Raw genomic sequence first — 22,342 nt, forward strand, 5'->3', positions numbered from 1 at the left:
CCCGAGAGCAAGGCTCCCGGGCGTTCGGTTCGGCTATCCGACTGCTCAGGCCGCCTGTGACTCGACCTTCTTCGCCAGCAGCGCGGCGATCTGCACCGTGTTCAGGGCAGCGCCCTTGCGCAGGTTGTCGTTGGACACGAACAGGACGAGTCCCTTGCCTGCCGGGGCAGACTGGTCGGCGCGGATGCGGCCCACGAAGCTTGCATCCTTGCCTGCCGCCTTCAGCGGTGTGGGCACGTCATCAAGTTCGACGCCGGGTGCCTCAGCGAGCACCTCGGTGGCCTTGGCCGGGGTGATCTCGGAGTCGAACTCTGCGTGGATGCTCAGGCTGTGCCCGGTGAACACGGGAACGCGCACGCAGGTGCCGGCGACGAGGAGGTCCGGCTTACCGAGAATCTTGCGGCTCTCGTTGCGCAGCTTCTTCTCTTCGTCGGTCTCGAGCTCACCGTCGTCGACGATAGACCCTGCCATCGGCAGGACGTTGAATGCGATGGGCTCGACGTAGTTGTCCGGCGCAGGCAGGGTCACGGCGCTGCCGTCGCGAGCCAGCTTGCGGGAATCTGCAACCCCGGCTTCGAGCTGACCGGCGAGTTCCTCGACGCCGCTCAGGCCCGATCCTGACACTGCCTGGTAGGTGCTGACGATGAGCCGCTTGAGTCCTGCGGCGTTGTCGAGCGCCTTGAGGACCGGCATAGCGGCCATCGTTGTGCAGTTCGGGTTGGCGATGATGCCCTTGGCCACCGCGTCGATGGCCTCAGGGTTGACCTCGCTGACGACGAGTGGAACCTCAGGGTCGGATCTCCAGGCCGAGGAATTGTCGACCACGGTGACTCCGGCCGCGGCGAAACGCTCCGCCTGCGCCCGGGAGGTGGCTCCACCGGCAGAGAACAAGGCGATGTCGAGTCCGCTGGGGTCGGCCTCGGCGGCGTCTTCGACGGTGATCTCCTCACCGTTGAACGTGATGGTCTTACCCGCGGACCGCGCCGAAGCGAAGAGCCTCAGACTGTTGATCTCGAATCCTGGGTTGTCTGCCAGCAGGTCGAGCATGACGCCGCCCACCTGACCTGTTGCTCCGACTACTCCGATATTGACGCTCATCGTCCGGTACCTCCGTAAACCACTGCTTCGTCGTCTTCACTGTCGAGTCCGTACGCGGCATGCGCGGCGCGGACTGCGTCGTCGAGAACGTCTGCCCTCGTGACGACGCTGATGCGGATCTCCGAGGTGGAGATCATGTCGATGTTGACCTGGGCTTCGCTCAGCGCTTCGAACAGGATGGCGGTCACCCCGGGGTGAGAGCGCATGCCCGCACCGACGACTGAGAGTTTGCCGATCTGGTCGTCGTAGCGAACCTGGTCGAAGCCGATCGAGGCCTTCACCGCGTCGAGGGCCTCGAGCGCCTTAGCACCATCGTCCATCGGCAGGGTGAACGAGATGTCGGTCTTGGCCGGTTCTCGTGTGGAGATATTCTGCACGATCATGTCGATGTTGATCTCTGTCGCAGCCATGGTGTTGAAGATCTCGGCGGCTTTGCCAGGAACGTCGGGAACGCCGACGATCGTGACCTTGGCCTCCGAGCGATCATGGGCGACTCCGGAAATGATTGCCTGTTCCATGTTGGACTCCGTTTCTGATTCCGCTGCCGGGGCCTTCGCTCCCCGTGTCGGCCGGAAGGCTTCAGGAATGGGTGAGTCAGTCACCCAGGTGCCTTGCTTACGTGAGAATGAGGACCGCACGTGCACCGGCACGTTGTAGCGGCGGGCGTATTCGACGCACCGGAGCATGAGGACCTTGGCGCCCGAGGCCGCCATCTCCATCATCTCCTCGTAGCCGATCTCATCGATCTTGTGCGCGGTCGGCACGATGCGAGGATCGGCGGTGAAGACACCGTCGACGTCGGTGTAGATCTCGCACACGTCAGCATCCAGTGCTGCTGCGAGGGCTACCGCGGTAGTATCCGATCCGCCGCGTCCCAGTGTGGTGATGTTCTTCGCTGTCTGGCTGACTCCCTGGAATCCAGCCACAATGGCCACGTATCCCTGGTCAAGTGCCGAGCGGATTCGGCCTGGCGTGACGTCGATGATGCGCGCCTTGCCGAACTGCTCGTCGGTGATGACACCGGCTTGGGAGCCTGTGAATGACTGTGCTTCCTCGCCGAGGTTGGCGATCGCCATGGCAAGAACCGCCATGGAGATGCGCTCACCGGCAGTGAGAAGCATGTCGAGCTCACGGGCTGGGGGCATCGGAGAGACCTGTTGGGCCAAGTCGATGAGATCGTCGGTGCTGTCTCCCATGGCCGACACCACGACAACAACTTCGTGACCGGCCTGACGGTTTTCGACAATTCGCTTGGCCACCCGCTTCACCGATTCCGCATCGGCTACCGAGGACCCGCCAAACTTCTGGACGACTATGCTCACTGCAGTCTCTTCCTTATCGCTGATAAGTTCCGTGCCGGGCGATCGATTCCATGCTTCCAAACATGGTTGTCTCGTGCTTGCATCGATCAGAATTTCAGCCGTGTCGGCTCCCCGGCACCTCGACCATTGTATGAGGTCGGCCGTTTCACTTCACCTTCGCCCGTCATTCAGACACTGCTCAGGTTCCCGGGCTTTGCTTCGTGGATCCGCTGAGATCCCCGAGCTGTTGACGATCTCGACCCCTCAAGCGACGACGTGCTCTGCTCGTCTCAGTCGGGTCGAACGTTGACGGTGAACAGGTCCCCGGGCTGGCAGTCCAGAACCTGGCAGAGTGCGATGAGTGTTGAGTATCTGATGGCCTTGGCCCGGTTGTTCTTGAGAACTGAGAGGTTCGCCAAGGACACATCAACAAGCTTCGAGAGCTCAGTCAGACTCAGACCCCGCTGAGTCAGCAGCGAGTCAAGGTGACAGACGACGTGTAGTGATTCGAATTCCTCGACCATCAGACGAGACCGTCCAGCTCTTCCTGGGCCTTCTGTCCCGACTTGTAGCACCTGCGCAGCAGCTCGATCCCTCCGACGACGCCCAACAGTGTGAACGCCAGTACGGTCGTCACACCGGGACCGACATCATCGGCGATATCGAGGTCTCGTGAGACCATGTTGCTGCCCAGCACCATGGCGCCGAAGTACACCAGGCACCCGACAGCGATGAAGCTCTCGAGCACTCCGAGCGCTGTGATCGAACGGCCGGTGAACGGGTCACCTTTGGCGATGTCTCTGATGATGGGAACGATCGATATCGCTGCAACAATGAAGGTGAGGATCAGAGTGATCTTCGCAATGAGAAGGAGCACCAACGTCGCGGTGGCCAGATCTGTGGTCGCCACCGTTATCTGTGTCAGACCGCTCAGCGTGGCATCCGCCCCCGGAAAGTCGAGCGTGGCCACAGCCTCCGACTCGAACTCCAGCGGCAGCGTGATCTTCTCGTGGACGAGGTCGGTGATCAGCTCCGTCACGGCATAGATTACGTAGAATCCGATCGCCAGTCCGACCCAGAGTTCGTATCCAGTGCCGAATGCCTTCCGCTTGGCAGCCTCGTCGGGCAGTTCACCCTGCCTGTTTCCCTGTGTCATGGTTCTGCCTTCCTTCTTCGGCGAACCTCTCAGAACCGTCAAGCAGTAGACCTCGAATTCGCCGTCTCGACCTGCGACTTCTTATCGTTTCTCGATATATCGATAAACAATATACTTCACGATAATCGATAAGGTGTCAATAGGACGGTCGATACTTTCTCCCGCAGCAGGAGAAGCTCGGCAGAGACAGTTCAGTCCATTGCGCGGCGACCGGAGAAGGCCCGTCCGAGAGTGACCTCGTCGGCGTATTCAAGGTCCCCTCCGACGGGCAGTCCCGAGGCCAGCCTGGTCACGGTGACGCCCAAAGAGTTGAGCAGCCGCACGAGGTAGGTGGCTGTGGCTTCACCCTCGAGATTGGGGTCGGTGGCGATGACACATTCCTTGACCTCACCGTCCTGCAGACGCGGCATCAGCTCTTTGATGCGCAGATTGTCGGGACCGACTCCTGCCATGGGATCGATCGCGCCGCCGAGGACGTGATAGAGGCCCCTGTATTCGCGGGTGCGTTCGATGGCGACGACATCCTTCGGCTCCTCGACGACGCAGATCATCGAACGATCACGACGCGGATCCTGACAGACGGTGCACTCTGCCTCCTCAGAGACATTGCCGCAGATATCGCAGAAGCGCACGCGCTTCTTCACTTCGGTCAGGGCCTGAGCCAGGGCGCTGACGTCGGCGGATTCAGATTGGAGAATGTGGAACGCCAGCCGCTGCGCGGACTTCGGGCCGATGCCCGGAAGCTTGCCGAATTCTTCGACCAGGTCCTGCAGGGCACCTTCGTAAACCGCGCTCATACTTCTCTTTCATCAATGATTTCGCCGCCGAGGACGCGTGCGATCACGGCCACGCCGATCTGTGGAGCTTCCGAGACGTCGAGGTCCGTCTCCGGATCATATTCGTCTTCGTCGGCTCCGGGGCGTTGGGGCTGATCATCTGCGCTTTCGTCCACCGCACCGTTTCCGGGCAATGAGCCGTTCGCATCCTGCGGGTACGCGTTTGCTCCGGTCTGGGCCGGCTGCGGTGGGGTGGCGCCTCCGTGCTTCTCGGCCAGAGCAGCGAAACGGGATTTGAATGGCTTCGTGCCCCCGTGTCCCTGAGGTCGCGAGGACTGTGCCGATTGAGCCTGCGACTGCGAAGTTGGCTGTGCCGCAGAATCCGACAGTCCCATATCCCCTTCCGCGTAGTCACCGAGGAAGTCGAGATCATCATCCTCTGGCGGAGGCACCACCAGCGCTCCGACTTCCACAGCTCCCGAACCCGCGCTCGTGGACTCGTCGATTGAATCGTTCGACGAACCCTTGCCGCCTGGGGAACCACCGAGGTTCGGGTCGCCAGCGCTCGGCCCATCGTGCCAGGCCGGCTCCTCCCACCGTGGCTGCACATACTCCATCGGTGCGTCCGGTGTCGCCGGTGCTGTGGTGTGCGCCAGTGGATCCATTTCGGATTGCTGATCAGACGCGTTGTCGGAAGGGCCGCTGAAGAAGTCATCGTCCGAGAGATCGGGCACGACGATATCCGAATCCGCCGCTGGCTCGTCTGGCTTCGGTGCCTCCACAGCTGGCTCTTCGAGCATCGGCTCGTCGGACTCCGATGGTCCCTGGGATTGTGTTGCTTCCTCTGGATCTTCGGACGCCGTCGGCTCGTCGACCAGTTGCGCTTGATCAGCCGACCCGGCGAGGCCGTCCGGGCCGGGTTCTCCTTCTGGTCCGGCGTGGCTGCCCGAATCGTCGTAGGCCTGATGGTCGACATCCGTTGGGGCGTCGGGCTCGGAATCAGTCGGTGATTGTGGAGCTTCGTCTGACGCCGGCTGTTCTCCCTCCTCGTCGTCGTCGGACCAAGGACCTTGAGGAGAGCCGCTGGTCTCCCAGAATTTCTCGCGATCAACCTGCGGTTTGTCGACCTCGCGAGTGCCGACGACCGCGGCGACTTCCTGAGGGCTGGGTCGCCTCTGTGCGGGAGCCTGCCCCCGGTTGCCGGCGGCCTCATTCGCCACCGGTGCCGAGGCGCCCTTGCCGCCGGTTCCGCGCCCGGCATCCGCCTGACTCGAATTTCCACCTATACGACCGACGTCGCCGATATCGATGCGAGCTTGGATGCCGAGGACATCATTGATCGCCATCGCCAGCTTCGCTGCGTGGTCTCTCTGCTGGAAGCCCTGGACGGAACCGGCGTTGTTGAATCCGAGATAGACGACACCCTCCGAGTACGACTGCGGGATCGCATTCGCAGCAATGATCGCCCTGGTCAGGCGACTGCGCTTCTCGACTGCCGCGAGGATGCTCGGCCAGGCTCGTCGAATAGCTTCGATCTCGCCGCCGATGTTGCCGGCACCGGCCACGGCGCCGCTTTCCGGAGCAGAGCCAGCATCCGGGGCTGATTCCTGCGGTGGTGCACCGACTTCCGGTTCGCGCTGCACCCGGGGTTCCTGTGCAGCTCGGGCCTGCTCCGCCTGAACAGGAGACGCCGGAGCCTGGTTCTGCGGTGCTGGTTCGACCGCGGGCTCTTGGGAAGGTTCTGTTTCTGCGGCTGCGTTCGCTGACGGTGATGGATCTGGAGTCGAGCGCGGCGGCTCGTTGAGCATGGATTCCGCGGCGACAGCCATTTCGGCGAGGTCGTCGAAATCATCATGTGGTGCTTGGCTTGAGGGCTGCGCTGCAGGCGCCTGCGCAGACTGTGCCGAAGCTGCCTGCGCCGAACTCGACGGAGCAGCTTCTCGCTGCTGGGCACCGGCAACCGGCTGGGCAGTGTTGTCCTGCACTCCATCCTGCGGGGCGGGCGGAATGTTTGCGGCCGTTCCCGATGCGGACATGCCGATCCGGCGTTCCATCCGTTCGACACGACTGAGCACGGCATCGCGGCTGCGGCCCGAACCGGGCAGAAGAATACGCGCACAGATCAGCTCGAGCTGCAGCCTCGGTGAGGTTGCTCCTGACATTTCGGTCAGACCCTGGTTGAGAAGGTCAGCGGCACGCGAAAGTTCGCCCTGGCCGAACCCTCTGGCCTGCAGAGTCAGTCGTTCGAGGCGGTCGGGAGGGACCTCCGGCAGGAAGGCGTGAGCGGCTTCAGGAGCAGCATTGATGACGATGAGGTCTCGCGTGCGCTCGAGCAGGTCCTCGACGAAGCGACGCGGATCCTGACCGGACTCGATGACACGTTCGACGGCCCGGTACACCCCGCCGCCGTCACCGGCGGAGAACGCATCGACGATGTCGCTGAGCAGGGAGTCAGGGGTGTAGCCCAAGAGTGCGATGGCTCCGGCGTAGTCGACACCGTCGGGACCCGAACCGGCAATGAGCTGGTCGAGGACGGACAGTGTGTCACGCACGGAACCGCCGCCGGCGCGCACGACGAGCGGCAGCACACCCTTGGCGACCTGCACACCTTCGCGGTTGCACAGATCTTCCATGTAGTTGCCCAGTGCCTCGGGCGGAACCAACCTGAACGGGTAATGATGGGTCCGCGAGCGGATCGTGCCGATGACCTTCTCAGGCTCGGTCGTCGCGAAGATGAACTTGATGTGAGGCGGCGGCTCTTCGACGATCTTGAGCAGAGCGTTGAAGCCCTGCGAGGTCACCATGTGAGCCTCATCGAGGATGAAGACCTTATACCGGTCGCGAGCCGGGGCATAGATTGCACGCTCACGCAGGTCACGGGCATCGTCGACACCGTTGTGGCTGGCCGCGTCGATCTCCACGACGTCGAGGGATCCCGGACCGCCGTTGGCCAGGTCCTCACAGCTCGGGCACTCACCGCAGGGCACAGGAGTCGGGCCCTTGGCACAGTTGAGGCACCTCGCCAGGATCCGAGCCGAGGTGGTCTTGCCGCAGCCTCGGGGGCCGGAGAACAGATAGGCATGGTTGATGCGGCCACGTTCGATCGCGGCCTTCAGCGGATCGGTCACATGCTCTTGACCGATGACCTCATCGAAGGTCTCTGGGCGGTATCTTCTGTACAGTGCGGTGGACACTCTCCTAGCCTAATGCCAACGGCTGACACGACACACGGACCGCTCCTCGACGCCATGGTGACCTGCAGCCCATCGCCGCGCCCGATGCCCGGTGCAGTCCGTTGTAAGCGGCGGTGTGATCGGGCACGATAGAGACTATGAGCCACTCCACCCCCGATTCCCCCGACAACTTCCCTGCCGAAAACGACCCTGCGAAGTCCTACCGCATCGGACACAAAGAGCGCGACGAAGCGATCGAGGTCCTGCGCGAAGCCGCCGGCGACGGCCGGATCACGGTTGAGGAACTCGACGAGCGCATGGAGAAGGTCCATGCCGCCCGGTTCCCGATCGATCTCGACGAGGTCCTCGCCGACCTCACCACCGATCTGCCCTCTGATCGCTTCCGTCCCGGCTCATCTCTCACTCGATCGACTCCCGCAGGGCAGGCCATCGAGGCAGGAGAGCCATTGGTCATCAAGGCCGGCTGGGAGAACGAGGTCCGCCGCGCCAAATGGCAGGTTCCTCCCTATATTCGGTGTCACCCGACAGGGGCGAACATCGAACTGAACTTCCTCGAGGTCGAGACCGGCCTCGCGGTCATCGATGTCGAAGTCGTCGCCGGCATGGGGTCTGTGATCGTCGTCGTCCCCGATGACTGGGCCGTCAACATCGACTCTCTGTCGAAGTCCTGGGGTTCGGTGAAGTCCGTGGTCAACGCCGTCCCAGAGGGACGCAAGCCGATCATCCGGGTCACCGGTTCGATCGGCATGGGTTCCTTCCGCGCCCGTTTCGCGAATTTCCTTGACCGTCGTCGAATGGCCAAGTGATGGAACCCGGTCTCGGCGCGGTCATCTTCCTCATCCTGGCCATCATAGTGATCGTCAGTGTGGGGGCTTTCCTCGTCTACCGGGTGATGAATCGTTCCGATGCGCACATCGGCTCGCGCCTTCCCAAAGACGATCCCACCGGTGAGGCGGGACCTGAGGACGGCAGGGACTCGCACCGGAATCCTTGAAATCCGTGTCGGGCCATGGTCGACTCGTGACATGGTCGATGTCCGGATCACCTGCATCGAGCCCGACGATGTCGGCGGGCTCACGCGTTGGCACGACCTCATGCGCGCGGCCTACACTGCTGGTCGAACCGCACCCTGGTGGCAGAGTCTCGAATCCACCCTCACCCAGTTCGCCCACCCACGTTCGGACAAGGTGGACATCGCACTCCTGGCCCACCTCGGCGAGGAGGCCATCGGCGGAGCGGAGATCAACATCGTCACCGATGCTCCCGCCGATGTCGAGATCGGAGTTGTGCCCGCCCGCCGGCGCCGAGGCCACGGCACCTCGATAGCCGGAGCCGTCGAGGAGCTGCTGCGTGGGCGCGCGGACCTCGTCCAGACCGAGACCTACTGCCCGGAAGGCGTGGCCTTCGCTCAAACCCAGGGCCTGCGCATAGGCAACCAGGAACATCGCCTCCTACTCGACCTGCCGGCCTACCTGCACGAGGATGCGAACCGCTACAAGAACCCGGATGCGAAGTCGCGTCACCTCGTGGATCGGCGGCTGCCCGGACGAAGCGGTCGAGGATTGGGTGGGGCTGCAGGAACAGATGGACGAGGATGTCCCCGTCGGCGAACTGACTCGCACCCTCAAACATGCCGGTGCGAGCGCGATTCGCACCCATGAGGAGCGGATGGCGCAGCAGGGCTGGATCCTCGTCAGCTCGATCGCGCACATCGACGACGACTCCACCGGCCCCGCCCCTGTCGGCTATACGGAGATCATGGTCTCCCGCCACGAACCGGACATCGTCATCCAGGAGGACACCTTCGTCGACGGTGCGTATCGCGGTCGCTGCATCGGACGCGGACTCAAGGTCGCAAACATGCGCCAGCTCCACGACATCCCGGAGGCCGCCCAGGCTTCATGGGTCCAGACCTACACAGCCACGAGCAACGCGCCGATGCACGCGCTCAACCGGGATCTCGGTTTCTTCCCTGCGGATTCCATGACCGCGCTCGAGGGACGTTTCGACTACAGTTGAGTGTGAAAGTTCCGGCTAACTGAGTGAAGCAGGCACCCGTGTCGTCCAACATCCTCATCACCGTATTGGTATTCATCGTCGTCATCATCATCACGGTGATCATCGTCCGCAGGCGCGCCGCGAGCCGCCGCAAGTTCGACGAGAATGCGGCCGCATCCCGCCGACCGCAGGATCCGTTCGCCCCCGAACAGAACACCGGCGGGGATCCGGAGACGATCAAGGCCGGCGACCTGCTCGAATTCGGCAATGAGAAGTTCTTCGTCCGCGGGACCCTGCGCATCTCCGAGGGCGGCTACGACTGGGCCGAGCACTTCTTCCAGGCAGACCAGTCCGCCACCCGCCTGTGGCTGACCGTCGAGAAGGATCCGGACCTGCAGGTCTCCCGGTGGAGTGATCGCCCCGAGCTCGACATCGAGCCCAAGGCGAAGACCATCACGATCGAGGGCACCGAGTACAAACTCGTCGAGCACGGGACCGCCTCCTACCGCTCCGAGGGCACCACCGGCCTCAATGAGAAGGGCGGCGTGGACTATGTCGACTACGAGTCCGATGACCACAAGCTGCTCGCCTTCGAACGCTTCGACCACGGCCGTTGGGAAGTGAGCACCGGCGAATCGATCCCGGTCGGCTCCTTCACCATCTATTCGGGCAGCTGATGACGCTCACTCCCCCATTGACCGGTCCGGTGGCGACCCAGCACGTGAGCGTCGACGTGGCATTCGCCGATACGTCTGCCCAGGCGCTGACCTTCAGCCTCGACCACGGCCGCATCACCCCTCTGGCCTCAGACTTCATCGAGCTGCCGTCGGCGAATAGGCAGGACCGCTCGCGTCTCGAGCTCCACGTCATCGGCTCATCCCACCAGGTGATCCTGAGCGAGCACGACACCGACTCATTCATCGAAACCTTCGCCTGCCTCGGCGAGGATGAGCGTCCCGCCTGGGACACGACTCGCACCACCGCTGGAACCTGGTCGAGTTTCACCCGACATAAGTTCCGGTGTGAACTCACGGATGTGGCCGGCAGCTTCAGCGATGCCGCCGCCGAGGTGGTGGCCCGTTCGAGTGCCCATGACCGTCATCTCGTCGTCGACTTCCCCGGTGAACCGGGTGCGCTCACAGCATTGGCGCTCACTGACATGACGTCGGAGCAGGTCTCTTGGCAGAGCTGGCACTGCTATCCGCAGCACCGACAGATCGTGCACAGCCAGAGTCAGCTGAGGAGGAGATCATGAGTCACGATCCCAACGTCTCCATGGGCGGAGGCTCCTTCAACTTCGATGCCGAGAACGGGCGCGCATCCGGCGGTGGAGACCGCGGGTCCGGAGGCAATCGCGGCTCCGGGCCCTCGAACAACAACTCCGGCGGCCCGAAGAAGCGCTCCGGCTGCGGCACCGTCGTCATCCTCATCGTCATCGTCCTGATCCTCGGCAACATCATGAATGGCTGCACGGATGACTCGGACGGCTCGGGTGGCGGTGGAGGATTCTTCTTCCTGCCTTTCTTCGGCGGCAGCTCCAGCAGCACCGGATCGAACTACGGCGACGGCTCAGGGTTCCGGGGCGGCGGACCCGGCACCGGCAAATGACAGCACCGACAGCACTCTGAAAGGCAATCATGTTGGCAGAACTCTTCCTTGAGATCGGGATCGTCCTCTCCTACGCTGTGAGCGGCCTCGCGCTCATGCTCATCGGCTACTTCGTCGTCGACCTCCTCACTCCCGGAAAACTGCACGTCATCCTCTGGGAGCAGAAGTCGCGGAACGCCGCGGTCCTCGTTGCATCCGACCTCGCCGGAGTCGCAATCATCGTCATCGCCGCGATCCGGGCCAGCTCCGATGACTTCCTCTTCGGCATCATCTCCACCCTGGTCTTCGGCCTCGTCGGCATCATCCTCATGGCCCTGAGCTTCCTGCTCATCGACGCCTTCACCCCCGGCAAGCTCGGCGACATCGTCAATGCCGATCAGCTTCACCCTGAGGTCTGGGTCAATGCCACGGCTCATGTGGGCATCGCGGGCATCATGGCCGCAGCACTCCTTTGAGTTCATCGACCGAAACCGGTGACGCCGATTCGATCAGCGGCAGCAGACCGATCACGCTGCCGCTGAAGCCAGGACCTGCCCGCTTCTTCGTACTCCTGGCCGTCTTCATCTGCGCCAGCTGCGGCATGGTCTACGAGCTCGCGCTCGTCGCTCTGGGCTCCTACCTACTGGGCGACACGATCGTCCAGGCCTCGATCGTCCTCTCCGTCATGGTCTTCGCGATGGGCATCGGGTCCCTGGCCACGAAGCGCCTGACCGAATTCGCCGCCGTCGCCTTCGCCCTCATCGAGGCGGCCCTGGGCATCATCGGCGGTCTCTCGGTCATCCTGCTCTACCTCGCATTCGCCTTCGCCGACGTCTACACCGTGGCGATGGTCGCCCTCGCCTTCGTCATCGGTGCGCTCATCGGCGCGGAGATCCCTCTGCTCATGGAGCTCGTCCAACGCATCCGTGCGCAGAAGGCCTCCAGCGCCGTGGCCGATCTCTTCGCCGCGGACTACGTCGGCGGGCTGGTCGGGGGTCTCGCCTTCCCGTTCATCCTGCTTCCGGTCTTCGGTCTGCCCAGAGGCGCTCTGGCTGTGGGGATCACGAACGCCGTCGTCGGCATCCTCATCGTCCTCTGGCTCTTCCGCACTGAGATCCGCACCCGAACGCAGGTGATCCTGGCGGGTCTGCTCGTCCTCATCGTCGGCGGGCTCACCGTCGTCTGGGTGTTCACCGACGACATCGAGATGACCACCCGCCAGCGTCTCTACCGCGACCCGATCGTGTACTCCCAGCGCACGGACTATCAGGAGATCGTGCTCACCGAGTCGCAGAAGACCGGGGACACAAGGCTCTATCTCAATGGGGACCTGCAGTTCGCCTCGGCCGACGAATACCGTTATCACGAGTCCCTGGTCCATCCGCTCATGGACGGCCCCAAGCGCAACGTCCTCGTCCTCGGCGGCGGGGACGGCCTGGCCGTGCGGGAGATCCTCAAGTACCCGGACGTCGAATCGGTGACGCTCGTCGACCTCGACCCACGCGTCCTCGAACTCGCGAGGACCTCGGACCACTTCACCGACTTCAACGAAGACTCCCTTGACGATCCCCGAGTGAGAACCGTCGCCGCGGACGCCTTCACTTGGCTGCGTGAAGCCAAGCACACCGCCTACGATGCGGTCATCGCCGATCTGCCCGACCCCGACGATGTGGCCACCTCGAAGCTCTACAGCATCGAGTTCTACGGTCTGATCAAGCAGGTGATGTCCCCCGAGGCCCGCCTCGTCGTCCAGGCCGGCTCCCCGTACTTCGCGCCGGAAGCGTACTGGGGCATCGGAGAGGCCGTCGCCGAGGCGGGCCTGACCACCACGCCCTATCACGTCGATGTTCCCAGCTTCGGTGACTGGGGGTATTTCCTCGCCGATGTCTCTGAACACGACGGGACCAGCCAGAAGGGTCCGGACGTGACAATCCCTCGGGACGCGCCCGAGGGATTGAAATTCGCGACTCCTGAGGTGCTCGCTTCTTCCACCACGTTCCCGCCCGACCGTGATCGGGCCTCCGTCGGCGACGTTGAGGCTTCGACCCTGCTCCACCCTCGCGTGCTCGATCAGGAGCGCGGAGCCTGGGTCGGGTACTGAGTCTCAGTCTGTCTGAAGCTCAGGCTCCCAGCAGGCCGGCGAGTCCGGCGAAGCCTGCGATGGACAGGCCGAGCAGTCCGCCCAGTGCTGCCACCGAGATGAACACGATGCCGAGGATGAAGCCCCATTTGCCCATCTCGTTGTCGGCGAAGCCTGCGCCGCGTGAGTTCTTGCGTGCCATGTGACCGGTGATGATACCGATGATCGGGCCGAGGAAATTGAAACCGAGGAACGTCGACAGGGTCGCGACCAGGGAGATGATCCCGAGGACCTTACCCGGATCCTCCTCGGCTCGAGGACGGTATGACTGCGGCGGCTGCGGCTGCGCGCCTGTGCCGTAGTTCTCGGTAGGGTCGTAGTAGCCCCGGCTGCCGGAGTGCTGGCTGCTGTCGAGGTTGGGGGTGTAGTTGGTGTCCATGATTCTGCCTCTGCTCGTCTCTGTGCTGTTGGTACCAGCTTAGGAACTCTGCGCGGCGGGGTGAATGATATAAACCGTTGCGCTGCTCGGGGGTTTTCCCCCGTTTCGCTGAAGCAGCCGTTTCACTTTACGTCGACGAGGGCACGCCGCTGACGCCCCATGAGGTAGAGCAGGATCTCCACGGGTTCGCCCGTGATGGTGATTCCGTCGGCCTTCCCGTTGCTTCCGCGGGTTTGCCTGCCGGCACTGCGCTGGCCGAAGCCGGGACTGGAGATCTCCACACGACCTTCGGCCTTGGCTGCGAAGGGCAGGAGTGCGGTTCGGCACGCGGCCCACACCGCACGGTTCTCCGGCAGCGACAGCCTGCGTGGGATCCACTCGATCGCAGCACGGCGGATGTCCTCATGGTGGACGACGTATTCGGCGGTGTTCATCACCGATTCGACGCCGGGCCACCCGCCAGGGGTCCACCTCGGCGGGGATGCCACCAGACCCAGCAGATGCGAATACGGCATCGAGGCATACGCCTGCTCCTGATCCTCGCGCTTGCCCTCGAATTTCGGCATGAAGATGCCGAGGGCTGCAGCGGGATGACGCTCGCGAATCACGAGGTGTGTGGCCAGGTCACGTGTCGTCCAGCCCTCGCACAGAGTCGGGGCGTCTTCACCGGCCCTGTGAGCTGTATCGACGAGGCGGAGGCGTTCGGTTCGCGCAAGATTGGTCATGCCTGAAGCTTGTCATCATCGCCTTGGATTCCTCTGAGTGCCCAGTCCTGCACGAAATCGGCAACGCGGGAGATCGAGCGGTAGTCGGCGAGCTCATCGCCCCTGGTGGGACCGTCGGTGACGATGACGACCGGCTTCGATTCCTTAGCGGCCGTCCGTACGAATCGCAGCCCGGAAAGCACCGCGAGTGAGGATCCGAGCACGACGATTCCGCTCGCCTCATCGCAGATGCGATTCGCTTCCTGCAGCCGTGCCGACGGCACGGAATCACCGAAGTACACGACGTCTGGCTTGAGCAATCCGCCGCAGCGGGGGCAATCGGCCACGATGAAGTCCGCCGTCTCCTCCAGATCCACGTCACCGTCGGGCGCCGTCTCGACATCGATCGGATCGATTCCCACAAGTTTCGCGAAGTCGGGGTTGAGCTCACTGAGCCTGGTCTGGACCCAGTCGCGGTCGAACATGTGCCCCTGGTCAAGGCAGATGACACGATCAAGGCTGCCGTGCAGGTCGATGACCGGACTGTCGCTGCCCATCTGCCTCGCCGAGGCCTGGTGGAGTCCGTCGACGTTCTGCGTGACTATTCCGGCAACGGGCAGCGCCGCGAGTCCCAGATGACCTGCGTTCGGACGCGCTGAGCGCATGCGCGGCCAGCCCACCCAGGAGCGCGCCCAGTAGCGGGCCCGCTGATCGGGGTGGGACAGGAAGGTCTGGATCGTCATCGGCTGCCGTGGCACCGCGTTGGGTCCCCGATAGTCGGGAACTCCCGAATCCGTGCTCATCCCGGCCCCGGTCAGCACCGCCCACCCGGAGGTATCGACTCCCACGGTCTCATCAACGCCGGTGAGCACGTCGATGATCTCCTCATCACTGTGGCTGGCCGCGGGCCGCGTCCGCCCTCGAAGCGGATCAAAGATGACTGCCACGAATCCTCCCTCGTCGAACTGCTGCAGGGTTAGTCTGGTCCCATGGTCAGCATATTGCTCGTTCATCATTCTCCGTCACAGGCAACGGCTGAAATCGCCGAGGCGGCGTTGTCCGGACTGCGCATGCCGGAGCTGGGTGCCGTCGACGTGACGGTCCGTCCGGCACTGGAGGCGACGTCCGCGGACGTGCTCGCCGCCGATGGATTCGTCCTCGGCACGACGGCGAATTTCGGCTACATCTCCGGTGCCCTCAAACACTTCTTCGACACCACATACGACGAAGTTAGGTTGCCGACCGCCGGCCGCCCGTTCTCCTATTGGATTCACGGAGGCTATGACACGACCGGGGCGGAGACCGCGATGACGCAGATCACCACGGGCCTTGGCTGGAAACTCGTCTTCGACCCTCTCATCGTCACCGGCGAAGTCACCGACGACCACCTCGCCAGTGCGACCGAACTCGCGGCCACCGTGGCGGCTGCGGCCATGTGAGCGCCGGGCAGCACCGGCATTTTCCGACGCTCACGTCCAAGCCCTGCGAGAACTTGCCGGTGGTGGATCTGACCAGCAGTGATTTTCCGGACTTTCCCCGATAGCATGAGGAAAACCGATGCAAGGAGGCGTCCATGGCCAGCAGCACACCCGCGGCGAACAGCGGACTCGAGTTCCGCGAACTGCACGAAGTATCGGAACTCATCAGGTCCGGGCGACTGAGCTCCAGAGACGCCACGCAGGGCATGTTCGATCGGATCGCCGAGCTCGACTCCCATCTTCTGTCCTTCGTCACCCTGATGCGGGAATCGGCACTGGCCGAAGCCGATGTCCTCGATGCGCGTCTGGCTCGCGGGGACTGGCTGGGACCGCTGCACGGCGTGCCGCTGGCGATCAAGGATCTGGCCTACACTCACGACGCACCAACGGGCGCGGGCACCACGATCCACGCCGACTTCCGGCCAGACTGCGATGCCACCGTCGTCGCACGGCTGCGGGCTGCCGGGGCCGTGATCCTCGGGAAGCTGCGACTGACCGAAGGTGCGTTCACCGGCCACCACCCCGACCTGCCGACTCCGGTCAATCCCTGGGAGCCGAACACCTGGTCGGGAGTCTCCTCGTCCGGTTCGGGCGTCGCGACCGCCGCCGGCCTCTGCTACGGCTCCCTGGGTTCGGACACGGGCGGATCGATCCGACTGCCTTCCTCGGCGAATGGGGTCACCGGACTCAAACCCACGTGGGGCCGGGTCTCGCGCAACGGCATCTTCCCACTGGCGCCGAGTCTCGACCACATCGGCCCGATGACGCGCAGCGCCCGGGACGCCGCCATCATCCTCGAGGCCATCGCCGGGCATGATCCCAACGACCCGACCTCTGCCCTCGAACCGGTCCCCCGCTACAGCCAGCAGCTCGAACTCGACCACGCTCCGGTCGTCGGCTTCGACCGCGAACTGGCCGCCGAGCATTTCGATGACGTGACCAATGAGATGCTGGAGTCCACGATCGAGGTGCTCATCGACCTCGGTTGGCGCGTCCTCGACGTACGCACCCCAGGGTTTCCCGAAGCGGCACAGGAATGGACGGCGCTGTGCGGAATCGAGACCGCGGGCGTTCATGCTGAGAACTACCCGTCGAGATCGGCCGAGTACGGACCCGATCTCGCCGGACTCATCGAGGTGGGGCGCCGACTGAGCGCCGTCGACTACCACGAACTGCTCGAATCCAGGCGGGCATTCACCGGTCGCATGCGCGGGCTCATGGCCGACATCGACCTGCTCCTGCTTCCGGGCATCGGAGCCGCCTCACCGACGATCACGCAGATGGAGAACCTCGGCTCGGATGCCGAGCTGTTTGCCGCGGTGACGGTTCCGACGGCCCCCATCGACAACTGCGGTATGCCCTCGATCACCCTGCCAGCCGGATTCTCCGAGCGCGGCACCCCGCTGGCCGCTCAGTTCGTCGCCGGTGACTTTCAGGAGAGTCTGCTGTTGGCCGCGGGGCATGCGTTCCAACAGGCCACCGACTTCCACCGACAGCACCCGCACATCGTGGCTGTCTAGACGACGCTTACTGCGCCTCTCGGCGGGCCACGATCTCTGTGATCCAGGTCGGCGCGAAAGGGGAGGTGCAGTTCGGCGGGGTCGGATAGTCCTTGAGGACGCCGAGGCGGTTGCCGATGGCGATGGCACGTGGCCGCAGCTGTTCGTTCTCTATGCCGATGTAGGACAGGGTTTCATTCATCGCCCACTGCAGGCGCTCTTCGGCGCCGAGCATCCGCGCCTCGATGATGTCGAGGAGACCGGGCAGGTCAAGGCCTTCGGGCGACTTGTTCACACGCTCACTGGTCAATGCCCACCCGGCTGAGGCCACGACCGGGTCGGGGTCGATCATCCAACTCAGGCGCAGTGTTTCGGCATGCTTCGACTTCTTGACGATGTAGTTGACCAGCCAGGCGTGGACCTTCGGCACACGTGCATCGCGCAGCATGGCATCGAGGCCCTCCGCATCATAGCTGCGGGGGCGCATGATGAGGATCGCGACGAGACGCGCCGCGGTATCCCCGGTGTCCCACAGTTCGACGGCGAGGTCGTCGTTCTTCTTCAGCTCCTTGGCCACGGCCCGCAGCTTCGTCAGATTCACACCGTGATCGTCGCCGTGCTTCTCGTTGACGGCACGGGCCTTGGGATCCTCCATTGTCGCCAGTGTCTCCATGACGCTGTGCATGCTTGCCTCAACCATGCGATCAGACTACCGCGAGTTCGGTGCTCGGTCTTCAGCGTTCGGAGTTCAGCCGGGCCGCCTGACGCATGAGGTGGTCGCGCTCGGCGAGGTTGCCGGCCTTGGCGGCGGCCTTGACGTAGAGCTTCGCCGCCGCCTCGTCTTCTCCCGCCCGTTCTCGCAGGTGGGCTTCGACGGCGAAGTAGCGCGGCAGAGTCTCATCGAGTCTGTCCAGTTGGGCCAGTCCGGCCGCCGGCCCCTCGGCTTCACCGATCGCGACGGCCCGGTTGAGGGATGCGATCGGGCTGTCGTGGAATTTGAGCAGTTCGTCGTACCATTCGACGATCTGCGGCCAGTCGGTGTCCTCGACACGTTGTGCATCGGCGTGGAGAGCGCCGATGGCGGCCTGGACCTGGAATTCGCCGAGTTCCTCGCGGGCGAGCGCGGTCTGCAGAATGGCGATGCCCTCGGCGATCAGTTCGGTCTCCCACAGGGATCGGTCCTGGTCGGCGAGGGCGATCAGGGCCCCTTCGGCGGTGAACCGGGCTCGACGGCGGGCATGGTGGATGAGCATGAGGGCCAGCAGCCCGGAGACCTCTGGGTGGTCGATCGATGCGGCCAGCGCCCGGGCGAGACGGATGGCTTCTGCGGCGAGGTCGACGTCACCCGAGTAGCCCTCGTTGAAGACGAGATAGAGGACCGTGAGGACCGCGGAGACGTTTCCCGGGCGGTTGAGTCTGCGTCCGGACAGGGTGCGCTTGGCCCGAGAGATGCGCTGAGCCATCGTCGCCTCCGGTACCAGGTAGGCCTCGGCGATCTGTCGAGTCGTCAGCCCGCCGACGGCCCGCAGAGTCAGTGCCACCGCCGAGGCTGGGCTGAGGTCCGGATGGGCGCACAGGAAATAGAGATCGACGGTGTCATCGGCCGAGGTCGTCGCCGCATCCGTGTCCAGCGTAAAGGCGTGTTCCTCCCGCGCAGTGCGCGCGGACTCCGCACGGATGCGGTCGAGGAACTTGCGCCAGGCGACCGTGATCAGCCACCCCTTTTTGTCCCGGGGTTCGTTCTCCGGCCACGTGCGAAACGCCTCGATCAGGGCATCCTGAACGGCATCCTCGGCGGTGGCGAAGTCTGCTCCCCTCCGCTCGAGGATGCCGATCACGATGGGAACGAGCTCCCTCAGTCCGTCGTAGACGGGGTCACTCCCATGAACGGACGGAGTTCGAGCCACTCCCGGATCGGCTCGCCGCCGACACCCGGTGCCGCCGAGAGTTCGCCCGCGAGTTCGAGTGCCCGATCGTAGGACTCGACGTCGATGACCATCCAGCCGGCGATGAGATCCTTGGTCTCAGCGAAGGGGCCGTCGGTGACCGGCGGCTTGCCCTCTCCGTCGAAACGCACGAAGGTCCCTTCGGGCGACAGGGCCTGGGAGTCGACGAATTCGCCGCTGACCTTCAACCTCGCCGCGAAGTCGTTCATGTAGCCGATGTGCGCGTCGACTTCGCCCGGCGTCCACTCTTCCATCGGGGTGTACTGCATGTATTCGGGGGCCATCTTGTAGTGCTTGAGCATCAGGTACTTAGCCATGATCTTCTCCTCTTATCATCTGCTCGTCGCGAACTTCGCTGACATCTCTGGGACGGAGCCACATGCGCATTCTCGACATCCTCGGCGAGATATCCTTCGATTCTTCCACGGATAGTCGCCGATGTCCGGTTGTAACCGACCTGGAACACAAGTCTCCGAATGCGAACACACACGCCTCCACCTCGGCGGATTCAGTTGACAGAGTGGACTCATACACACCACCTTCACCTCATCAGGAGTTCACCATGAAGACTAAGAAGATCATTCGGTCCATCACCGTCGCCGGCGCAGTTGCGGCGGCACTGTCGCTGTCTGCCTGCGATATGAACATCTCCTTCGGCACTCCCGAGCAGGAGCAGACGCGGGCCCAGGAGGGTGACGAGACGTCAGCGAATCCTGACGAGCAGCAAGAGGCCGTGACTCCTGCAGAGGAAGCGCCGGAGGAGTCTGAGTCGAACGCCGCCACCGAGGACTCCCCCGATTCCTCGTCGAGTCAGGGCTCATCATCAGGTGGCGGTTATGGCACCTCGTCCTCCGACTCAGCCTCGTCAGCGACGTCGGATGCTGCGTCATCATCGTCGGGCACATCCACCTCGGCGGGTGAAGAATCATCGAGTTCGAGCGGCGAACATGCCAGCGCCGATGACCCCGGATTCGAAATCGATGAGCAGGGCAACGGCACCATTCCCGCCTCCCTCCTCGAGAAGGACATTGAGAAGGCGTACTCCAAGCAGGGGACGACCGTCGACGAGGTCGAATGCCTCAACGACCTGATGGTCATCTCCAAGAGAGGTTCGGCCTCCTGCAACGTCACCGCCTACGGCGAGAAGCGCTACGGAACGGTCAAGGTCACATCGGTCTCAGGCAGCTACGTCGGCTACAAACTCGACTTCCCCAGCTTCAACTGAGCATAGCCGCGGCCGGCACCGCTGGTGTCGGGCAGGCTGCGGAACAACTCGCGACCGCAGATGGTTATGGCAGGTGCACACTTTCACAGGTCGTGCACCTGCCACATCGACCAGCGAGGAGCATTCCCATCATGCGCAGTGTCCAGTACACCCAGAACGGCGATATCGACCAGCTCCACATCGCCGAGGCGAACGCCCCCTCAGTCGGGCCAGGTGAGGTTCGTGTCGCTGTCCGCTATGCCGGACTCAACCCCGTCGATCTCGCCGTCATCGGTGGAGCCTTCGGGCAGGCCACCGGCACGAAGGGCAACGGCGCTGACTTCTCGGGAGTCATCGACGAGGTTGGTGAAGGTGTCACCGACTTCTCCCCCGGCGATCTCGTCTTCGGGGGACGGCCACATCGCACGCAGACGACTCATCTGCTCATCCGGGACCCGGCAGAACGACTCGACAAGATACCTCGCGGTCTCGGCATCGATACAGCCGGGGGCCTCTACATCGCCGGGCGCACCGCCATCGCGGGCATCCGTGCCCTGGCGATCACCGAAGGTGAGACCGTCCTCGTCACCGGCGCCTCGGGCGGAGTCGGAATCATCGCAGCCCAATTGGCGGTCAATCTGGGCGCCCGTGTCATCGGCACGGCCAGCGAAGCCAACCATGATGCTCTGCGCAATCTCGGCATCGAACCCATCACCTATGGTGAGGGGCTCGAGGCCCGCCTGCGGGAGGCAGCCCCCGAGGGCATCGCTGCCGCGTTCTCGACCCAGGACGAGGCCGAGATCAAGCAGCTGCTGAGTCTCGACATTCCCGCCGGGCGCATCAATTCGATCGGAGCGGGACCACAGGTCGCCGACACGTACGGGGTGAGCATCGCAGGCGAGACTGCGGCTGACCGCGGTGACCTCGCGTGGCTTGCCAAAGCGATCGCCTACGGACATGTGCACGTGCCCGTCGCCGGGGTCTTCTCGCTCGACGAGGTTCAGAACGCCTACCGTTTCCTCAAGGGCTCGCACCCTGCCGGCAAGGTGGTCCTCCGCGTCGACGCCGATCCCCTCACCAACGATCAGCGCGAGTTCCTCAGCAGCTGATCCGAGTTCGCATCCGATGGTGGGCGGTCAGGAATACTGTGCCCGGGTCGGCGCGTTCTCCTTGACGACACCGACGAACAGCACCCGGTGCTGAGAGATCGCATATGACGATGTCAGATCGTCTGCGGCGCGTCGGATCCGCCAACTGACTAGGAGTAAGCATCATGGCAATCTCAGACAAGAAGGTCGCAATCCTCCTCACCCGCGGAGTCGAGCAGGTCGAGCTCACCAGCCCCCGCGGAGCACTTGACGAGGCAGGAGCCACGACGGTCATCGTCTCGCCGTCCGAAGGCACATTGCAGGCGATGAATGGCGACTGGGACCATGCCGATGAGTTCACCGTCGACGTCCCCGTCTCTGCAGCCAAAGTTGAGGACTTCGATGCCCTCGTGCTCCCAGGCGGTACCCTCAATGCCGATGCCCTGCGCCTCGACGAGGACGCGGTGGCACTGGTGAAAGCATTCTTCGCGGCCGATAAGCCAGTGGCCGCGATCTGCCACGCACCCTGGATCCTCGCCGAATCAGGCGTGGCCAAGGGCCGGAAGCTGACCTCATTCGTCTCGACGAAGACCGATCTGGTCAACGCCGGAGCAGAGTGGGAGGATTCCGAGGTCGTCGTCGATGGCAACCTCATCACATCGCGCAACCCCGGAGACCTCGACGCGTTCAACGCAGCCATCGCGAACGCGCTGGGCTGAGGCTGAGGCACTGAAGCAGGCTGATGCGCCTGTACACAGCGCACGAAGAAGGCTCCCATCCGAGAACATTCGGAT

General features: G+C 63.7%; 26 protein-coding genes. 14 read left to right on the forward strand and 12 right to left on the reverse strand.

What is annotated here, in order from left to right:
- Nucleotides 1–45 precede the first annotated feature (45 nt).
- From ACE03M_RS18450 to ACE03M_RS18475, 6 genes are all read right to left on the reverse strand, one after another.
- Entirely contained in the window at nt 46–1,098 is a 1,053-nt protein-coding gene (locus tag ACE03M_RS18450; RefSeq protein ID WP_485935456.1) for an aspartate-semialdehyde dehydrogenase, read from the reverse strand.
- Nucleotides 1,095–2,420 carry an aspartate kinase gene (locus ACE03M_RS18455; RefSeq protein ID WP_143922121.1) on the reverse strand — a complete coding sequence of 442 codons (1,326 nt, stop codon included), beginning with the start codon at nt 2,418–2,420 and terminating at the stop codon, nt 1,095–1,097. Before ACE03M_RS18455 ends, ACE03M_RS18450 begins: the two co-directional genes overlap by 4 nt.
- 269 nt (nt 2,421–2,689) lie before the next feature.
- On the reverse strand, nt 2,690–2,923 hold the full coding sequence (locus ACE03M_RS18460; RefSeq protein ID WP_009883155.1) for a helix-turn-helix domain-containing protein: 234 nt from the start codon (nt 2,921–2,923) through the stop codon (nt 2,690–2,692).
- Nucleotides 2,923–3,555, reverse strand: coding sequence for a DUF2975 domain-containing protein (locus ACE03M_RS18465; protein WP_143922122.1), 633 nt, complete (start codon nt 3,553–3,555; stop codon nt 2,923–2,925). Before ACE03M_RS18465 ends, ACE03M_RS18460 begins: the two co-directional genes overlap by 1 nt.
- Before the next feature lie 191 nt (nt 3,556–3,746).
- Complete coding sequence (gene recR / locus ACE03M_RS18470) at nt 3,747–4,352, reverse strand: recombination mediator RecR (protein ID WP_143922123.1); 606 nt, start codon at nt 4,350–4,352, stop codon at nt 3,747–3,749.
- Nucleotides 4,349–7,525: a DNA polymerase III subunit gamma and tau gene (locus ACE03M_RS18475; protein WP_485935457.1), complete on the reverse strand. Its 3,177-nt coding sequence runs from the start codon at nt 7,523–7,525 to the stop codon at nt 4,349–4,351. The genes recR and ACE03M_RS18475 overlap by 4 nt, the downstream gene beginning before the upstream one ends.
- Nucleotides 7,526–7,662: 137 nt before the next feature.
- Here ACE03M_RS18475 and ACE03M_RS18480 point away from each other — a divergent pair, with 137 nt between their 5' ends.
- The 9 genes from ACE03M_RS18480 to ACE03M_RS18520 are packed head-to-tail and all read left to right on the forward strand — an operon-like array spanning nt 7,663 to nt 13,211.
- Nucleotides 7,663–8,331 carry a DUF1707 SHOCT-like domain-containing protein gene (locus tag ACE03M_RS18480; RefSeq protein WP_485935458.1) on the forward strand — a complete coding sequence of 223 codons (669 nt, stop codon included), beginning with the start codon at nt 7,663–7,665 and terminating at the stop codon, nt 8,329–8,331.
- Nucleotides 8,328–8,519, forward strand: coding sequence for a hypothetical protein (locus ACE03M_RS18485; protein WP_485935459.1), 192 nt, complete (start codon nt 8,328–8,330; stop codon nt 8,517–8,519). Before ACE03M_RS18480 ends, ACE03M_RS18485 begins: the two co-directional genes overlap by 4 nt.
- 31 nt (nt 8,520–8,550) lie before the next feature.
- Complete coding sequence (locus ACE03M_RS18490) at nt 8,551–9,186, forward strand: hypothetical protein (protein ID WP_485935460.1); 636 nt, start codon at nt 8,551–8,553, stop codon at nt 9,184–9,186.
- 7 nt (nt 9,187–9,193) lie between these two features.
- The gene (locus tag ACE03M_RS18495; protein WP_485935461.1) at nt 9,194–9,544 is read left to right on the forward strand and encodes a GNAT family N-acetyltransferase; all 351 of its coding nucleotides are present in this window, start codon (nt 9,194–9,196) and stop codon (nt 9,542–9,544) included.
- A gap of 38 nt (nt 9,545–9,582) precedes the next feature.
- Nucleotides 9,583–10,200, forward strand: a complete 618-nt coding sequence (locus tag ACE03M_RS18500) for a DUF4178 domain-containing protein (protein ID WP_485935462.1) — start codon at nt 9,583–9,585, stop codon at nt 10,198–10,200.
- Complete coding sequence (locus tag ACE03M_RS18505) at nt 10,200–10,778, forward strand: DUF2617 family protein (RefSeq protein ID WP_485935463.1); 579 nt, start codon at nt 10,200–10,202, stop codon at nt 10,776–10,778. Before ACE03M_RS18500 ends, ACE03M_RS18505 begins: the two co-directional genes overlap by 1 nt.
- Nucleotides 10,775–11,131, forward strand: a complete 357-nt coding sequence (locus ACE03M_RS18510; protein WP_143922129.1) for a hypothetical protein — start codon at nt 10,775–10,777, stop codon at nt 11,129–11,131. Before ACE03M_RS18505 ends, ACE03M_RS18510 begins: the two co-directional genes overlap by 4 nt.
- A gap of 29 nt (nt 11,132–11,160) precedes the next feature.
- Nucleotides 11,161–11,586 carry a DUF350 domain-containing protein gene (locus tag ACE03M_RS18515; RefSeq protein ID WP_143922130.1) on the forward strand — a complete coding sequence of 142 codons (426 nt, stop codon included), beginning with the start codon at nt 11,161–11,163 and terminating at the stop codon, nt 11,584–11,586.
- Nucleotides 11,583–13,211, forward strand: a complete 1,629-nt coding sequence (locus tag ACE03M_RS18520; protein WP_485935464.1) for a polyamine aminopropyltransferase — start codon at nt 11,583–11,585, stop codon at nt 13,209–13,211. The genes ACE03M_RS18515 and ACE03M_RS18520 overlap by 4 nt, the downstream gene beginning before the upstream one ends.
- 19 nt (nt 13,212–13,230) lie before the next feature.
- On the opposite strand, the gene ACE03M_RS18525 is transcribed toward ACE03M_RS18520, so the two are convergent.
- From ACE03M_RS18525 to ACE03M_RS18535, 3 genes are all read right to left on the reverse strand, one after another.
- Nucleotides 13,231–13,629, reverse strand: coding sequence for a DUF4190 domain-containing protein (locus tag ACE03M_RS18525; protein WP_485935465.1), 399 nt, complete (start codon nt 13,627–13,629; stop codon nt 13,231–13,233).
- A 122-nt stretch (nt 13,630–13,751) separates the two neighbouring features.
- Entirely contained in the window at nt 13,752–14,354 is a 603-nt protein-coding gene (locus tag ACE03M_RS18530) for a TIGR03085 family metal-binding protein (protein WP_485935466.1), read from the reverse strand.
- Nucleotides 14,351–15,280 (reverse strand): Sir2 family NAD-dependent protein deacetylase, encoded by a 930-nt coding sequence (locus tag ACE03M_RS18535; protein ID WP_485935467.1) that lies wholly within the window; start codon nt 15,278–15,280, stop codon nt 14,351–14,353. Before ACE03M_RS18535 ends, ACE03M_RS18530 begins: the two co-directional genes overlap by 4 nt.
- A 42-nt stretch (nt 15,281–15,322) precedes the next feature.
- Between ACE03M_RS18535 and ACE03M_RS18540 the strand changes: the two genes are divergently transcribed.
- Nucleotides 15,323–15,772: a flavodoxin family protein gene (locus ACE03M_RS18540; RefSeq protein WP_485935468.1), complete on the forward strand. Its 450-nt coding sequence runs from the start codon at nt 15,323–15,325 to the stop codon at nt 15,770–15,772.
- 134 nt (nt 15,773–15,906) lie between these two features.
- Nucleotides 15,907–17,331 (forward strand): amidase, encoded by a 1,425-nt coding sequence (locus ACE03M_RS18545; protein WP_485935469.1) that lies wholly within the window; start codon nt 15,907–15,909, stop codon nt 17,329–17,331.
- A 7-nt stretch (nt 17,332–17,338) separates the two neighbouring features.
- On the opposite strand, the gene ACE03M_RS18550 is transcribed toward ACE03M_RS18545, so the two are convergent.
- From ACE03M_RS18550 to ACE03M_RS18560, 3 genes are read right to left on the reverse strand one after another with little or no spacing between them, the layout of a single operon-like run.
- Nucleotides 17,339–18,010: a DNA alkylation repair protein gene (locus ACE03M_RS18550; RefSeq protein WP_485935470.1), complete on the reverse strand. Its 672-nt coding sequence runs from the start codon at nt 18,008–18,010 to the stop codon at nt 17,339–17,341.
- Nucleotides 18,011–18,044: 34 nt separating this feature from the next.
- Entirely contained in the window at nt 18,045–19,217 is a 1,173-nt protein-coding gene (locus ACE03M_RS18555) for an RNA polymerase sigma factor (protein ID WP_485935471.1), read from the reverse strand.
- Nucleotides 19,166–19,573 (reverse strand): YciI family protein, encoded by a 408-nt coding sequence (locus ACE03M_RS18560; protein ID WP_485935472.1) that lies wholly within the window; start codon nt 19,571–19,573, stop codon nt 19,166–19,168. The genes ACE03M_RS18555 and ACE03M_RS18560 overlap by 52 nt, the downstream gene beginning before the upstream one ends.
- A gap of 245 nt (nt 19,574–19,818) precedes the next feature.
- Between ACE03M_RS18560 and ACE03M_RS18565 the strand changes: the two genes are divergently transcribed.
- From ACE03M_RS18565 to ACE03M_RS18575, 3 genes are all read left to right on the forward strand, one after another.
- Nucleotides 19,819–20,481, forward strand: coding sequence for a hypothetical protein (locus ACE03M_RS18565; protein ID WP_186293025.1), 663 nt, complete (start codon nt 19,819–19,821; stop codon nt 20,479–20,481).
- Between the two features lie 131 nt (nt 20,482–20,612).
- Entirely contained in the window at nt 20,613–21,569 is a 957-nt protein-coding gene (locus ACE03M_RS18570; protein ID WP_485935473.1) for an NADP-dependent oxidoreductase, read from the forward strand.
- A gap of 164 nt (nt 21,570–21,733) precedes the next feature.
- The gene (locus tag ACE03M_RS18575) at nt 21,734–22,267 is read left to right on the forward strand and encodes a type 1 glutamine amidotransferase domain-containing protein (protein ID WP_485935474.1); all 534 of its coding nucleotides are present in this window, start codon (nt 21,734–21,736) and stop codon (nt 22,265–22,267) included.
- The last annotated feature ends 75 nt before the right edge of the window (nt 22,268–22,342 follow it).

Source organism: Brevibacterium sp. AGC70 (assembly GCF_057334195.1).

Coding starts and splice junctions, on each gene's coding strand:
- ACE03M_RS18530 (WP_485935466.1), bottom strand. CDS start 14,354: ATGACCAATCTTGCGCGAACCGAACGCCTCCGCCTCGTCGATACAGCT.
- ACE03M_RS18570 (WP_485935473.1), top strand. CDS start 20,613: ATGCGCAGTGTCCAGTACACCCAGAACGGCGATATCGACCAGCTCCAC.
- ACE03M_RS18505 (WP_485935463.1), top strand. CDS start 10,200: ATGACGCTCACTCCCCCATTGACCGGTCCGGTGGCGACCCAGCACGTG.
- ACE03M_RS18480 (WP_485935458.1), top strand. CDS start 7,663: ATGAGCCACTCCACCCCCGATTCCCCCGACAACTTCCCTGCCGAAAAC.
- ACE03M_RS18565 (WP_186293025.1), top strand. CDS start 19,819: ATGAAGACTAAGAAGATCATTCGGTCCATCACCGTCGCCGGCGCAGTT.
- ACE03M_RS18510 (WP_143922129.1), top strand. CDS start 10,775: ATGAGTCACGATCCCAACGTCTCCATGGGCGGAGGCTCCTTCAACTTC.
- ACE03M_RS18490 (WP_485935460.1), top strand. CDS start 8,551: ATGGTCGATGTCCGGATCACCTGCATCGAGCCCGACGATGTCGGCGGG.
- ACE03M_RS18460 (WP_009883155.1), bottom strand. CDS start 2,923: ATGGTCGAGGAATTCGAATCACTACACGTCGTCTGTCACCTTGACTCG.
- ACE03M_RS18515 (WP_143922130.1), top strand. CDS start 11,161: ATGTTGGCAGAACTCTTCCTTGAGATCGGGATCGTCCTCTCCTACGCT.
- ACE03M_RS18540 (WP_485935468.1), top strand. CDS start 15,323: ATGGTCAGCATATTGCTCGTTCATCATTCTCCGTCACAGGCAACGGCT.
- ACE03M_RS18450 (WP_485935456.1), bottom strand. CDS start 1,098: ATGAGCGTCAATATCGGAGTAGTCGGAGCAACAGGTCAGGTGGGCGGC.
- ACE03M_RS18545 (WP_485935469.1), top strand. CDS start 15,907: ATGGCCAGCAGCACACCCGCGGCGAACAGCGGACTCGAGTTCCGCGAA.
- ACE03M_RS18495 (WP_485935461.1), top strand. CDS start 9,194: ATGGCGCAGCAGGGCTGGATCCTCGTCAGCTCGATCGCGCACATCGAC.
- ACE03M_RS18560 (WP_485935472.1), bottom strand. CDS start 19,573: ATGGCTAAGTACCTGATGCTCAAGCACTACAAGATGGCCCCCGAATAC.
- ACE03M_RS18525 (WP_485935465.1), bottom strand. CDS start 13,629: ATGGACACCAACTACACCCCCAACCTCGACAGCAGCCAGCACTCCGGC.
- ACE03M_RS18550 (WP_485935470.1), bottom strand. CDS start 18,010: ATGGTTGAGGCAAGCATGCACAGCGTCATGGAGACACTGGCGACAATG.
- ACE03M_RS18575 (WP_485935474.1), top strand. CDS start 21,734: ATGGCAATCTCAGACAAGAAGGTCGCAATCCTCCTCACCCGCGGAGTC.
- recR (WP_143922123.1), bottom strand. CDS start 4,352: ATGAGCGCGGTTTACGAAGGTGCCCTGCAGGACCTGGTCGAAGAATTC.
- ACE03M_RS18465 (WP_143922122.1), bottom strand. CDS start 3,555: ATGACACAGGGAAACAGGCAGGGTGAACTGCCCGACGAGGCTGCCAAG.